The following is a 15,646-nucleotide window of genomic DNA, read 5'->3' on the forward strand; positions in this document are numbered from 1 at the left end:
GTGTGGATTCCCGCCTTCGCGGGAATGACGGGAGTGAAGCCGGTAATCATTCAGATATCAAATGCGTCACAGAGCGAATTCAAATTCACACTGTTCAAAAACTCTTCGGCAATTTTTGTCAGCTCATCAGATCTGAGCACCAGAGCGTTACTGACGTTGAGTGTCTGCCGCAAGTAGTCATCCTTAATGGATTTCTCAAACAAGGGATCGTTTATCGTTTGAGACATCATAGTATGCAGTTCTTCTGGTGAGGAGGGATCATGAGCGCCATAATTGCCTCTATGATGAAGATCTCCCCAGAGGCAGGAATTGGCCCAACAATACGATAAACAACTCCCTTTCGAGTGTGTCAATTCGTACAGAAAATAACTGAAGGCCTGCTTAATTTTTTTCTCGCACTGGTTTTTTAAATTATCAACAAGTTTTTTCTCCTCCTCTGATATTTCATGGGACTCTGCATTGGATTTGTAGTCTCTACAGAGAGCAATCTGTTTTTGCTCAACCAGATTCAATATTGCGTCTGGAGTTGATGAGCTGCCGGAAAGAAAAAGTGTGCTCAGCGTATTTTGCAAATCATTCAAATATTGTTTACGACGGAGGTCATTTTCTTTTTTGAGCGCCTCATATTGATTGATTTTTTTCGATAACTGCTTCAAGCCCGGGCTATTCTCCATTTTATGTTGAAGCAGGGCTTGGGTCTTTTCATATATTGCTGTGTCGTTCCAGAGAGGTTTCCCCATGACAATTACCGGACGGTGGTTCGCCTGGCCCGAGATTAGCTGCTTAAATGCAGGGTTGTGCAACAGCATTCGTTCTATATTCGGAATGCCGTCAGGCTCGTCCGTCCAGGCTTCCTGTAGAGATGAATCGGCCATTTTACGTTTAAGGAATGACGAACATCCATCATGGCCCTGAGTGATGAAAACGCCATAGTTACCACTTCTTGCCCCTTGTAAGGTTTTATAATACAACTGCCAATCCTGACTATTTTTTTCCCTGGACAAGAACTCCTGATACCACTTTTTCTGGCAATGGGCGGCTCTAACCTTCAGTTCATCGACGTCTTCCAGACGCACCAATAGCTGATGAAGCTCACGGGGCAGTGAAGAGATGTACTCATTGATCGGCAGTGGGTCCAGCCAACCCGATTCCATGGCTTCACGGGCGAAGTTAATGACCGAAGGTTTGGTTAAGTCACTGTCTTCCAGTATCTTCACTATTGATCTCAGCCACTGGTGAGGGTTTGCTCCGGCCCGATCAATCATTTTTGAGTGGATCGACCTGAGCGGTTCAGTGACCTGATCTTCATCACTGTTGGACAATATTTGTTTGACCGCCTCCGACATCGATTGATAAATATGCCATTCGTTGTCAGTCACATTATCGCGCCATGGCTTCTCGAAATAGCTCAGTGCGTCTGTCCCCAGCAACTCTATCAACGAGACGCCCATGGAAAAACCGGTTAAATCATTTCTCTCCCAGAGGTTCCTGATGATGTTGGAGAAACTCAGATTCGCTTCTGGCCAGGCAGTGTGCGTATCAAGGTTTTTTTTCAGTTCCCCGGGGCTCATAACACAAGCCTTAGCCAGAGCTTGCTGTTGTGTTGAATCAGCACCTTTCAGGAGGGCTTTCAGGTGTCCTTTAATCTTCCTTGAAACAGTGCCGGGATCATCGAGCTGGATGATGGGCTGGAAATTGTAGGTGATTTCTGTTTTCTTTGATTTTGACCCGCCCAAAGACACCGACTCCCAGATTCGGCCTTTATCCAGGGAATACTCGGCAAAGCTGTGAATATAGTTTCTAACTTTCCGACATGGAATCCCGAAATATCGACAAAGCGCTACAAAAACAGCCGCACGATGACTACAGTCACCTTGCCGCTGTGTTACCAGGAATTGAAAGAAATTTTCTGTGCGCTTTGGTTTAGATTTACCGGAAAACTGTTTGCAATACTCAGTGATTGCCTCAATGCGTTGTTTCGTGCCATGGGCGTCTGCTATTTTCCGCAATGGCTCACGTATTTCGGATGGTTGTTCGTCAATGGCCGTAAACACTCCGTCCAGTACTTTTTTCATCCCTTCTGAACAGCGGGTGTCAAACCTTACTGATCGTTCTCTTCGGGCTTCTTTAACCGATGATTTTTTGTCCGGTTCTCTGGTTTCTACGACATAAGCCACCTCAATACTCTGGTTGGCTCTGGCCTCCGGAATATAGAGTGTGTGAAGCCCGGTATAGCCACCCCTGACAAGGGTAAATGCCAAATCGGATTCGATACGCAGGGCGACGATATGGTCGTTAGGCGTCAGGCTGGGCAATGCAAATTCGCCATTCTTCGATGGCCATTTAAAAGTCGCTAGTATTTGATTGCTGGCTAATGTGACTTCCTGGCCATACTCCGGCAACTTTGCAGGCATGAGGGTTTCAACCCTCTGTAGCTGTTGATCACTGATCTCTAACAGTTCGATGTCACCCTCAGCAGTCACATTAATATCATCTAACCAAACGCGATACATAGTGGAAGAAAGTTTCTTCGTAGCAAAAACTATATGGTCTTCATGATGTCCTGGCTCGCAGTTCTCATAGTTCGTGTTCCACTTCAATGTAAAAACATCTTTCCAGTGGACTGCCGGCTGGTATTCTTCAGCATAATCAACCCTGCGGTTCGGCTGAACACTTATCTGATTCCAAAACGCTGGCCACAATTGAACGACATCGGATTTCCATTTGCTTATGCGCTTCCTAGCCTCCTGAAGATAAGGCTGGGAAGCGGGCAATTTCAGCGTTTGTTCCTCTTCTTCCGTCAGGGGAAATACGCTATTGGCGTCAATGCCAGTCTGGTCAAACTCATGAACAAACCAGCTTTGCTGCCAGTGTCGGTAAAGTGCCCGGGTGAGAACATCGTCCGACTGATCCGGGTTCAGGGGAAGGCCGGATGCCTTCCACCTAGCCTGGGCCACCCTCTTGATAACTTCTGTTTTGGCTTCCTCTTTATCCAGAAGGGTATTGACACGAATTTCATGGCGTTTTTCATTAATGCTGTTGTGATCACTTTGACGTATCAACCACGGACGATCAATGCTCGATACCGTTTCGTAGAACCATTGACTCAGCTCAGTTTCAAGCGCTCCTTTACCCATGACAGGAACCGATGATTCTGGCAGTTCCTCCAGCGAGATATTGGCGGCCATCAGGTAAAGCCGGTAGTACTGATTGAGGCATTGATGGAGTGCTTGTTCGCTAAAGTCGCCACCTCGGTTGATAGCCCTGGCAACATTCTGTAAATCGAGGCTGGTGGGCTGCAACGGCAGCTTTTTGCCTTGCAGGTGAGCCCTTAAAAGACAATGTTTTTCTGTCAGCTTTTTAGCGACGAATGTCCCTTGTGAGGACTCTGGCAACACTTTTTCGGCAATGGTCTGTAATTCTGCCGGGTTGTACTGCCGGATCGGCAAATGTCGAAAACGCCCTTTCAGCGCCGGTGATAGGGGTTTTCGCCCGCTGTACTCAGGTGGATTGATGGTGGCGAACAGGTGGAAGCCGGGATGGGCGTCGCCGGCCAGAATATCGTTTAACTCTCCTTCCAGATGTTGGCTGTCGATCAGATTCATTTCTGAAATCACCACGATGCCGCCTTTAATTTTTGCCGTCTGTATCTTTTCGCACAGTTTGTCCCAGGAACAATCACAGGCATTCAGGTAATAGACTTCCGGCATGGACTCACACCGTCGTTTAGCCTCCTCTCTGACAGTTTCAATCAACAGGTTCAGCGTCGCATCCTTGCCCCTTCCCGCCGGGCCTTCAATCAGTGTTGCCTGACGGCCGCCGTGTTTTTTGTCGTGATGATTAGCCTGCTGGCAGCGGCTTAAATCCTGCCCAAGCCCTTGCGCCAGTTCACGGACTGCCGATCCGGAGGTATCAAAGTCTGGTCGGATTTTTTCGCTGACTGTTCCGAATGTCTGCTGAATATCTGACAGGGTCTTGTTACGAACTCTGTCGCTCAGGGTGTTCTCCGGTTGGTAACGGGCAGCAAACCAGATTTCCAGTGCCGACAGGGCATCCTGATGAGTTTCAGTGATTTCCGGCCCCAGTAGGTCCCGAAAACTATGTTGGATCAAACTGTTTATTTGCGCACGGGTCACACTGCCGCGTGCGGGCTGAGCACGATCCAGATACCAACCCACCCAACTGCAGATATCGGTTAAATCTCTGGGAGTAAACTCATGGTCGGGCAAGAGTTCCTGATAATATTGCCAGAGCGCCATCACACTTTTGCTGGCACTGTGTGCAATGTCGTTTATTTGCTGCTCCAGCAGATGCCGTTGTAAATGATTGGCCAGAGCGGGTTCCACTACCCTGTCCCGAAGGAATGCCTGATCCAGGCGGGGGTAGTAAGCTCTGGGCAGTTTCTCTTTCAGGGCCGGGTCCATTCGGCGCCCGGCGTAATGATCCGGGTTACCGGTGAGAATCACCCGGTGTTTTGGGCCGACCTTGACAGGATGACCATTCACGTAAATGTAGGGTTCTGGTTCCCACAAGCCGTTTAATGATGCCAGTAATCCGGTTTTGGCCAGGTTGGCCTCATCCAGAACCAGAGTGACATAGTGTCCATCCTCGTAGGATGGAGTGTTGGCCCATTCCATCAACGCCCGGTTTTGCTGAAACATAGAGCGGTCGCCATCGGCGTGTTGTTGCCACTGCCAGCGTTTCATCAGGGTTTGTTCGCTGTCAGATGGTCCAAGAGAAATGACCGCAGCCTGTCCTGAAGCCTTCGCCATTTTGGCGGAAAAGTAACTTTTCCCAGTGCCGGTTTCTCCCTGGAGGAAGATAACGGGAGAGTCCGCAAACCGGTCATGGAGTCGGGATAAGCGACGACTTTCACGATCGTTCTGACTTATCTCGCCGTGATAAAGATCCTGGGCCAGTGCTGACAAAGGCATATCAGCGGAGCCCTCCCATGCCAGTGATTCAGACAGTCGATGTTTTATGCGTTCAATGCCTTCTGCCTCAGAATTCGCTGGTCTGGCCTTGCGAAAACAATCGCTGGCAAGGGCGAGGATGGCATCGGATCGAGTTTGCCCCAATGGCAGAGTTAACTGCCAGCCAGAAGCCAGTGCCGCGTGCAAACGCTTAATCTGTGCCGTTGGGCGGATGGCCAAACAGGGCGTTGCTGCTGCCGGATCGATTTCCAACTGATAGGCTATTGCCTCTCGATGTTCTTCAGGTGCATGGGCCATGATTATGGCACAGAGCTTGTCCAGAGCTTTTTCTTCAACCCATCCTTGAAACGGACTTTTATAGGACAGCTGTAATTCGGTACCTTTAAATACTGCCGGGTCAAAGGCTCTGGCCAATGACCACAGGTTTTGTTCCACAAACGCTCTATCCAACGGCAGGGCACTATTAATAATGGCATTTAACCGATCGGGGTCTACCGAGGCGACTTGATTCTCATCCGGCGTCTTATCCGGAAACAAGTGCCAACAGGCCACTTTCATAAAATCCCGTACTGATGGATTCTGCCGGGTGCCATGGGTGATGACGCTATTGACAGCTTTGCGCCAGTGGCAAGGCAGGAGTCGTAAGGACTGGTCAACCTGCTGTGCCCGCCGGGCAGCCAGTATCAGGTTGTTCATCAACCCTTCCGTCATTTCTGGTAGCGGGTTACAAAGGCCGGCAGGTACAGTTTTAAACGCTTCGTAAAGTTTATGAAGCGCCTGTTCTGGCCGATCAGCCCAGGAGATATTATGCCTGACGGTACTGATACCCCAGAGACCGACTTCACCACAGGTCTCACCGGTGGCAATCATCGAATGAAATACTGAAGATGGGCTTTTTGCAGACTCAGGCCAGAGTATTTTCATACGGGCTTTCGGGTAGGCTTGTAATTGGCCATTCACCAGCAGAGGTTGCCCGGCAAACAGAGGTTCCAGAAGTTGCTGAAGGGTTGGATTAGTTTCCAGCCCCCGGAATACCACCGGCCTGCCAGAAATCAATGCCTTCTGAAAGTCACTCTGACATCGTCCAAAATGCGCCTTTTGTTCCGAGGCGATATGGATATTATCAAATAGCTGGCTGAAGCGGGTCTGTTCATTGACCTGAATGACCAGACGTGTGTTCCAGTAACGATAAACCCAATAATTTGCCTCGTCAGGTTGCTGATAAATGAGGGTATTAATGTCAGTTTGAGCCCTGATTTTTTCCTCCAGGTGACGTTTACTGGCCAGAGAGTCTTCATCGTTTTCTGCCAATCCCAAGGCTTTCGGCTGTTGTTTTGAATGAGCTACCTGAAGTCGGGGCTCCAGGCCGGTGGTCTCGCGAATCGTCTGCAATGAACCCAGCAAACGAAACCAGAGAGCCTCAGTAAGGGGAGACGTCACGGTGACGGCAGCACCGGCCCGAACCTGTTCCAGCAGGGAGGTATTGGGTACTGCATGGCCTTCCGGGGCGATGGCAATCGGGCTCAGCCATTGGGCAATATTACTTTGGTTAATGATGATCGGGTTGCCAGGTGCCTGTTCTTTATCAGATTTTGTGACACCTTCTTGTTCACGAGGGTGGGACAGGCTTTGAAACAGTGAATGAAGCTCGTCATTCCCTACCGGCATCTGATAAAACTGAACAGCGTCCGGTAACTGACAGATCTTGCCATTGCTCTCAAAGCACTGTTGCGCCAGCAGCTGTCGTATTGTCTGTTCAAAGGCCAGATCTTGCCAGTCGGCCCCTTTCAGAATCACCCGTTGTCCGCTTCTTAATGACTCAAGCCTGCCGGGGATATGCTGTATGCGTCCCTGTTTATTCACGCCGGGGCCGCCCAGCAGCAACTGCCGCCAGTTGTTGTGCAAATGACAGTCAATAAGAAGGGTATTGTCGTCGTCCATTGCGCTTTCGGCATAAGGGAGTTCAGCCAGTAGCGGAGGAACTTCGTCGATTTCCATCGCTGGGTCATTGCCGGTTTTTGCGTCGAACTGCCAGGTATTGTCCGGGCGATTAATTCGCCGCCAGAAGTCAGCCCCCGGTGCGTCGGCCGCCGATGCGTCGTCAGGGCTGCCAACCGATCTCAACTGTTCAGGGTCTGCCAGGACCAGCAGAGCAACATGCTCGCCCAGGGGGCGCTTCTTCTTGCTGACTTTGTCGAACAGACAGGGGTTATCCGGGTCCAGCAGGTCGTTAAATCTGGGCAGATCCTCGCTGGTGAGATTTCGGATATCGATCACCAGGGTCAATGGCTGTGAACCTTCAAACAGTTTGCCCGGATAAAGGGTGTGGCGACCCTCTTGGGAAATGCTCAGCCGGCTCACCAGGTTAGCCTGTGAGAGTTCATCGGGATGGGAAATAAGGGTGACATTCCGACGTTCATCGCAGGTCTGGGCAACTAAAAGCTGACGAACCTCATTATCATTGGTGACAAAACGAAAATCGAAGGCATGAGAGTTTTTGCGGACTGAGGAATCCGTTAAAGATACAGTTCTGGCACGGTCAGGTGACTTAATCCGGGGTGACGATACATTGAGTTTGACAATGACATCGGAGCAGATCTCGACATCATTTGCTGGTAATTCCAGCTTTGGTTTTTTGGCTGGTACGATAGCGTCAGACTCGCCACTATCAAGAACCGATTTGTTTATTTCCCTGATCCGACCATCCATAGTCAATCTCCTTTCCTGATGTCCCTTTGGGGACTGTATTGAAATTACTTAATCATTTGACCTTGGGATGGGTTTAAAGTTCCATTTTAACGGTTACCCCTCTGTAGGGTTGTCCAGCCTCCTTTGCGGGAATGACGGGAGTGAAGCCGGGAATCATTCAGATATCAAATGCGTCACAGAGCGAATTTAAATTCATGCTGTTTAAAAACTCTTCGGCAATTTTTGTCAGCTCATTGGATTGGAGTATCAGAGCGTTAGTGGCGTTGAATGCCTGCTTCAGGTAGGTAACCTCAATACATTCATGTATGAGGGAATTGGCATCTATTTCTGACATCATGGTGTAGAGCTCTCCCGGTGAAGAGGGATCGTGAGCGCCATGGTTGCCTCTGTCCAGGGTCCCCCATTTGAAAGCATTGATCCAGCAATACGTTAAACTACCGCCTTTCGAGTGCGTTAATTCATACAGATAATGACTGAAGGCCTGCTGAATCGCTTGCCTGCACTTGTTTAAATTATCCATAGGTGTTTCCTTCTCTAGCGGCTGCAAGTCTGGGCGTTTATTAACTTTTTGTTTAAGAAGAGCTTCGACCTTGTAATGGATCACGTTGTTGTACCACTCAGGTTTTCCTATGATAATCACCGGACGATGGTTTGCCTTGCCGGAAATGAACTGCGCAAATGCAGGGTTGTGTACCAGCATTCGTTCTATATTCGGAATGCCCTCAGGTTCATTCGTCCAGTGCGTCTCTAAAGAGGAGTTGGCAATTTTACCTTCAAGGAATGACGAAAACCCTTCATGACCGTGAGTGATGAAAAGGGTAGCGGTATCACTTCTTTTCTCTTGTAAGCTTTTATAAAAGAATTGCCATGACTGGCTGTTTTTTTCCCTGGACAAGAACGCCTGATACCACTTTTTCAGGCAATGGGCGGCTTCAACTTTCAGTTCATCGATGCCTTTCAGATGCACCAATAGCCGATGAAGATCAGAATCCAGATGAGAATAATTCTTATCGTTCGGCAGTGGGTCCAGCCAACCCGATACCATGGCTTCACGGGCAAAGCGAATAACCGAAGGTCCGGTTAAGTTGGTATTCAATATATTCAGCATTGACCTCAGCCATTGGTGTGGGCTCACTCCGCTCTGAACAATCATTTTTGAGTGTAATGATTTGAGTGATTCAGTGACCTGATCTCCATCATTGTTGGACAATATTGCTTTTACTGCTTCCCACATCTGACTTCTGGTAAATAAGTTTTCAGACCCGGAACAGGCCAATGCTTTCTCGTCAGCGCCTAATTCTTCTGTATCCAACGACTCCACCATTAACACGCCCATGGAAAAACCGGCTAAATCTTTTTGCTTAAAAAGTTTACTTACCATTTCGGAAACAGTCAGATTGGCTTGCGGTAATGCACGATTTGTCTCAAGGGATTTTTTCAGTTCCTCAAGGTTCATCTCAAGGGCCCTGGCCAGAGCTTGCTGTTGGGCTAAATCAGCACTTTTCAGGAGATCCTTAAGCTTCTCTGATTTAATGCTCCAATCATTGAGCTTCCTGTAGCGAGGTATAATTACTGTTGCCTCCACGGGCGCCCCGCCCAAATCCACTGACTCCCAGGATTGGCCTCCATCCACGGAATACTCGGCAAAGACGTGCGTGAGGCTCTCTATTTGCCGACTGGGAATCCCGAAATAGCGACAAAAAGCAACAAAAACAGGCGCACGATGACGACAGCTACCTTGCCGCTTTGTTACCAGGAATCGAAAGAAATTTTCACTCTCTTCCGGTTTAGCTGCACCGGAGAACTGTTTGCAGTATTCCGTGATTGCGCTAATTCGTTGCCTGACGTCTTTAGCGTTTATTATTTTGTGCAACGGTGCCTGTATTTCGGCGGGTTGTTCGTTGATGTTATCAAACAGCTCCTTCAGTACGGACTTCATGCCTTCTGAACACTGGACGTCAAAAAGGGCTTTTTTAGCACCCGTTTTACCGCTCGGCTTTGCGGGTTCTACGACATAAGTACATTGAAAACTCTGGCCGACTGCGGCCAGAGGAATAAACAGTGTATGAAGCCCGGTATACTGGTCCCTGATCAGTTTAAATGGTAAACAGGGTTCTATATGCAGGGCCACGATAGAGTCACTGGCCGTCAGGCTGGGCAATGGACATTGACCGTTCTTTGGTGATATCTCAAGGGTTGCCAGCGTTTGATTTCTGGTTAATGTCACTTTCCTGTCATTCCCTGGCAACCGCCCAGGTGTGAGGGTTTCGACTCCCAGAAGGTGCTTACCATCAAGATTGATCTCTTTGATTTCACCCCTGGCAGTGACACGAATATCCCATGCCTCCCAGCGATACATCTTAGGGTGATGCAGCGAATCAAAAATTTTACAATATTCAACCTTTGTTATCTCCTTATCCTCATAGTTCGTGCTTCGGTCCAATGCCGGGGCTTTTTGTTCCTCGACTTCCGGGTCGTATGGTTCAGGAGCGTCGTCACCGCTAATAGCGGATGCTTTGTTAATAAAATCGTTTACCCAACGGTTCGGCAGATCACTGATCTGATGCCAAAATGCGGGCCAGCATTCAACGTCATGGGCATTCCATACCTGTATCTGCTTATCGGCCTCCTGAAAATGACGCTGGTAAGTCGGCATTTTCAGCGTTTGCGCCTGCTCTTTCGTCAGGGGAAATACGCTATTAGCGTCCACGTTCGTAAGGTCAAACACACAAGCGAACCAGCATTGCTGCCAGTGTCTGTAAAGTGCCTGTGTGAAAATATCGTCCGACTCACGCGGCTTCAGGGAAAGACCGGATGCCTGCCATCTGGTCTGGGCCACAATCTTGATAACTACTGTTTTTGCGTCCTCTTTATCCAGAAGGGTATTAATACGAATTTCATGGCGCTTTTCATTAATGCTGTTGAGGTCACTTTGTCGTATCAACCAGGGACGATCAACGCCCGATACCGTTTGGTAGAACCATTCGCTCAGCTCAGGATCAAGCGATCCTTTGCCTATGGCAAGAGCCGATGATTTTGGCAGTTCCTCCAGAGAGATGTTGGCGGCCATCAGATAAAGCCGGTAGTGCTGATTGAGGTATTGATGGAGTGCTTTATCGCTAAAATCCCCCCCTCTGTTAACCGCTCTGGTGACATTCTGTAGATCAAGGCTGGTTGGTTGCAACGGCAGTTTTCTCCGTTGCAGGTAAGCTCTTAGACGACAATGTTTCTCAGTCAACCATTTAGCCGCGATTTTTCCCCGCGGTTCCTGTGGCAACACTTTCTCAGCAATGGCCTGCAATTCTGCCGGGTTATACTGCCGGATCGGCAAATGCCGAAAACGCCCTTTCAGTGCCGGTGATAAGGGTTTTCGCCCGCTGTACTCAGGCGGGTTGATGGTGGCAAACAGGTGAAAACCCGGATGGGCGTCACCGGCCAGAATATCGTTTAACTCACCTTCCAGATGCTGGCTGTCGATCAGATTCATTTCCGAAATCACCACGATGCCGCCTTCAATTTTGGCCTTCTGGATCTTTTCACACACTTTGTCCCAGGAACAATCGCAGGCATTCAGGTAAAAGACTTCCGGCATGGACTCTCCCTGTCGTTTAGCCTCCTGTCTGACACTTTCAATCACCAGGTTGAGCGTGGCATCCTTGCCCCGTCCCGCCGGGCCTTCAATCAGTGTTGCCTGACGACCGCCGTGTTTTCTGTTGAGGTGATAAGCCTGCTGACAGCGGCTTAAATCCTGTCCAAGCCATTGCACCAGCTCACAGACTGCCGATCCGGAGGTATCAAAGTCTGGTCGGATTTCTCTGCTGACTGTACTGAAGGTTTGCTGCATATCTTGCAGGGTGTGGTCATGAACTTTGTTGCTCAGGGTATTGTTCGGGTGGTAGCGGGCAGCAAACCAGATTTCCAGTGCTGACAGGGCATCCTGATGAGTTTCGGTGATTTCCGACCCCAGTACGTCCCGAAAACTGTGTTGGATCAAACTGTTTATTTGCTCACAGGTCACACTGCCGCGAGCGGGCAGGGCACGATCCAGATACCAGCCCACCCAGCTGCAGATATCGGTTAAATCCCTGGGGGTAAACTCATGGTCGGGCAAGAGTTCCTGATAATATTGCCAGAGTGCCATTACGCTTTTGGTAGCACTGTGTGCAATGTCGTTTATTTGCTGCTCTGGCAGATGCCGTTGTAAATGCTTGACCAGGGCCGGTTCCACCACACTGTCCCGAAGGAATGCCTGGTCTAACCGTGGGTAGTAAGCCCTGGGCAGCTTCTCTTTCAGGGCCGGGTCCATTTGGCGCCCGGCGTAATGATCCGGGTTGCCGGTGAGAATCAACCGGTGTTTTGGGCTGACTTTGACAGGATGGCCATTCACATAGATGCAAGGTTGCGGTTCCCATAAGCCGTTCAATGATGCCAGTAATCCGGTTTTGGCCAGGTTGGCTTCATCCACAACCAGAGTGACATAGTGTCCATCCTTCTTGGATGGAGTCTTGGCCCATTCCATCAACGCCCGGTTTTGCTGCACCATAGAGCGGTCGCCATCGGCATGTTGTTGCCACTGCCAGCGTTTCATCAGGGTCTGTTCGCTGTCGGAAGGTCCAAGAGAAATCACCGAAGCCTGTCCTGAAGCTTTCGCCATTTTGGCGGAAAAGTAACTTTTCCCGGTGCCGGTTTCTCCCTGCAGGAAGATAACAGGAGAGTCGGTAAGCCGGTCATAGAGTCGGGATAATCGACGACTTTCACGATCCTTCTGACTTATCTCGCCGTGATAAAGATCCCGGGCCAGTGCTGACAAGGGCATATCGGCGGAGCCTTGCCATATCAGTGATTCAGACAGTCGACGTTTTATACGTTCAATGTCTTCTGTCTTGGAATTCGCTGTTCTGGCCCCATGAAAACAATCGCTGGCCAAAGCATGAAGGGCATCAGATCGGGTCTGCCCCGATGGCAAAATTAACTGCCAGCCAGAAGCCAGTGCATCCTGTAAACGTTTAATCTGTCTTGATGGTCTGATGGCTAACGGTGGATGTTCTTCTGCTGCCTTCGGATCAATTTCGAACTGATAGGCTAAAGCATCTCGTTGTTTTTCAGGCCTATGGGCCAGGATCATGGCACAGAGCCTGTCGAGAACGTTTTCTTCGCCCCATGCTGGAAATGGATGTTCATAGGCCAGTTGTAATTCGATGCCTTTAAATACTGCCTGATCAAAGGCTCTGGCCAGTTGCCACAGGTTCTGCCTGACAAACTTTCTATCCAACCGCCGGGAACTGTTGATGATGGCGTTTAAACGATCCGGGTCCACCGAAGCCGTTTGATCCTCATCTGGCGTCTTATCCGGTAACAAGTGCCAACAGGCCACTTTCATAAAATCCCGTACTGATGGGTTCTGCCGGGTGCCATGGGTGAGGATGCTATCGATGGCCTTGCGCCAGTGGCGGGGTAAAAGCTGTAAGGACTGGTCAACCTGCTGTGCCCGCCGGGCAGCCAGTATCAGGTTATGCAACAACCCTTCGGTCATTTCTGGTAGCGGGTTACAAAGGTCAGCAGGTACGGTTTCAAACGCCTGGTAAAGTTTATTAAGCGCCTGTTCTGGCAGCTCAGCCCGGGAGATTTTATGTTTGACGGCATTGATCTCCCAGAGATCCACCTCAGGACAGGACTTACCCTTGGCAACCATCGAACGAAATATTGAAGATGGGCTTTTTACAGACTCAGGCCAGAGCATTGTGACATGAGCTTGTGGATAGGTCTGTAATTGGCCATTCACCAACAGAGGTTGGCCAACAACCAGAGGTTCCAGAAGCTGCTGAAGCATTGGATTAGTTTCCAGCCCCCGCAATAGCACCGGCTGGCCAGCGGTCAATGCCTCCTGCAATTTACTCTGACGGCGTCCGAAATAGGCCTTTTGTTCCGAGCTGATATGGATATTATCAAATAGCTGGCTGAAACTGGTCTGTTCATTGACCCGAACCACCAAAGGGGCTTCCGGATGATTATTGAGCCAGTGACTGGCCTGGGCAGCTTGCTGATAGGTAAAGGTATTAAAGGCGGAGCGAGCCCTCATTTTTTCCTGCAGGTAAGACAGAGGCTGCTCATTATTTTCTGCCAATCCCAAAGCTTTCGGCTGATGTTTTGAATGAGCTACCTGAAGCAGCGGCTCTACGCCGGTTGTCTCGCGAATCGTCTGCAATGAACCCAGCAAACGAAACCAGAGAGCCTCAGTCAGGGGAGAGGTGACGGTAACTGCACCACCGGCCCGAACCTGTTCCAGCAGGCTGGTATTGGGAACTGCAATGCCTTCCGGGTGAATGGCAATGGGGCTCAGCCAGTCCCTGATATTATCCCGGTTAATGATGATCGGGTTTTGAGGTGCGTGCTTTTTATCAAATTCTTTTTCACAGTTTTTGTTACGAGAGTGTGACAGGTTTTGGAACAGTGAATAAAGCTCGTCATCGCCAACCGGCATCTGATAAAACTGAACATCGTCGGGTAATGGACAGATCTTCCCATTACTCTCAAAGCACTGGTGCGCCAGCATCTGTCGAATGGTCTGTTCAAAGGCCAGGTCTCCCCAGTCGGCCCCTTTCAGAATCACCCGCTGTCCGCTCCTCAATGACTCAAGCCTGCCGGGGATATGCCGGATTCGCCCCTGTTTATCCACACCGGGGCCGCCCAGCAGCAACTGTCGCCAGTGATTGTGCAAGTGGCAGTTAATTAGAAAGGTATTGTCGTCCATGGCAGTTTCGGCAGAGGGGAGTTCAGCCAGTAGCGGTGGAACCTCGTTGATCTCCAACGATGGGTCATTGCCGGTTTTTGCGTCCAACTGCCAGGTATTGTCCGGTCGATTAATTCGCCGCCAGAAGTCAGCCCCCGGTGCGTCGTCAAGCCTGCCAACCGACCTCAACTGTTCAGGGTCTGCCAGCACCAGCAGAGCAACATGCTCGCCCAGGGGGCGCTTCTCCTTGCTGACTCTGTCGTACAGACAGGGGTTATCCGGGTCCAGCAGGTCGTTAAATTTGGGCAGATGCTCGCTGGTGAGCTTTCGGATATCGATCACCAGGGTGAGTGGCTGCGAACCTTCAAACAGTTTGCCCGGATAAAGGGTGTGGCGACCCTCGTCGGAAATGCTCAAACGGCTCACCAGGTTAGCCTGTGAGAGGTCATCGGGATGGGAAATAAGGGTGACATCCCGATGTTCATCGCAGGTCCGGGCCACTAAAAGCCGACGAACGTCATCATCATTGGTGACAAAACGAAAATCGAAGGCATGAGGGGTCTTGCAGAGTAAGGAATCCGTTGAGGATACGGTTCTTGTCCAGTCGGGTGACTTAATCTGAGGTGACGATACATTGAGTTTGGTCATGACATCAGAGCAGATCCCGACATCATTTGGCGGTAATTCCAGCTTTGGTTTTTTGGATGGTACGCCAGTATCAAAAACCGATTTGTTAATTCGGCCATCCATAGTCAATTTCTCCCCTGACATCTGAAGGACTGCGTTGAAATTTTTAATGTTTCGACCTTGAGGTGTAATTAAAGTTCCATTTTAACTGTTACCCCTCTGTAGGGTTGTCCAGCCTGCTGTTTACCTGCTCCCACGCAGAGCCTGGGAACGAGGTGAAACTCCAACAGGGAGCAAGTTGCAGCCTTCCTTTCAACTGCTATTCTCAACGCTCAAACAAAAAATCGCATAGGACAGTCAGTATGAGCCTTGAGGCAAGAGTCACGGTACTGGAAGAACGGCAAGACAAATGGGAGAAAGTGACCGCAAGCTTGAGCGATACCCTATCGTTTATGCTTCGGACACATCAGCAATTAGAGATTCATCTGAAAATACATGACCGGAAATTTGCGAAGATTGAACAGCGTTTCAAGCAGGTTGACCAGCGTTTTGACAAGATTGAAATGTATTTAGAGGATCATGACCGACGTTTTGACAAGATTGAAGACATGCTAATCCAGATCTTCAATAAGCTCGACTAGCAAAA

The 15,646-nt window shown here is 49.6% G+C and carries 3 protein-coding genes; 1 reads left to right on the forward strand and 2 read right to left on the reverse strand.

From position 1 onward, the window contains the following. Positions 1-50: 50 nt before the first annotated feature. Entirely contained in the window at positions 51-7,643 is a 7,593-nt protein-coding gene (locus ACO6VG_RS02170; RefSeq protein ID WP_422472489.1) for an AAA family ATPase, read from the reverse strand. 157 nt (positions 7,644-7,800) lie between these two features. After that, positions 7,801-15,123 (reverse strand): AAA family ATPase, encoded by a 7,323-nt coding sequence (locus tag ACO6VG_RS02175; protein WP_422472491.1) that lies wholly within the window; start codon positions 15,121-15,123, stop codon positions 7,801-7,803. Between the two features lie 239 nt (positions 15,124-15,362). Here ACO6VG_RS02175 and ACO6VG_RS02180 point away from each other — a divergent pair, with 239 nt between their 5' ends. Beyond that, positions 15,363-15,641, forward strand: coding sequence for a hypothetical protein (locus tag ACO6VG_RS02180; RefSeq protein ID WP_422138965.1), 279 nt, complete (start codon positions 15,363-15,365; stop codon positions 15,639-15,641). Positions 15,642-15,646 lie beyond the last annotated feature (5 nt).

The sequence above is a fragment of the Endozoicomonas sp. ALB032 genome (assembly GCF_049310125.1).
Classification (GTDB): domain Bacteria; phylum Pseudomonadota; class Gammaproteobacteria; order Pseudomonadales; family Endozoicomonadaceae; genus Endozoicomonas_A.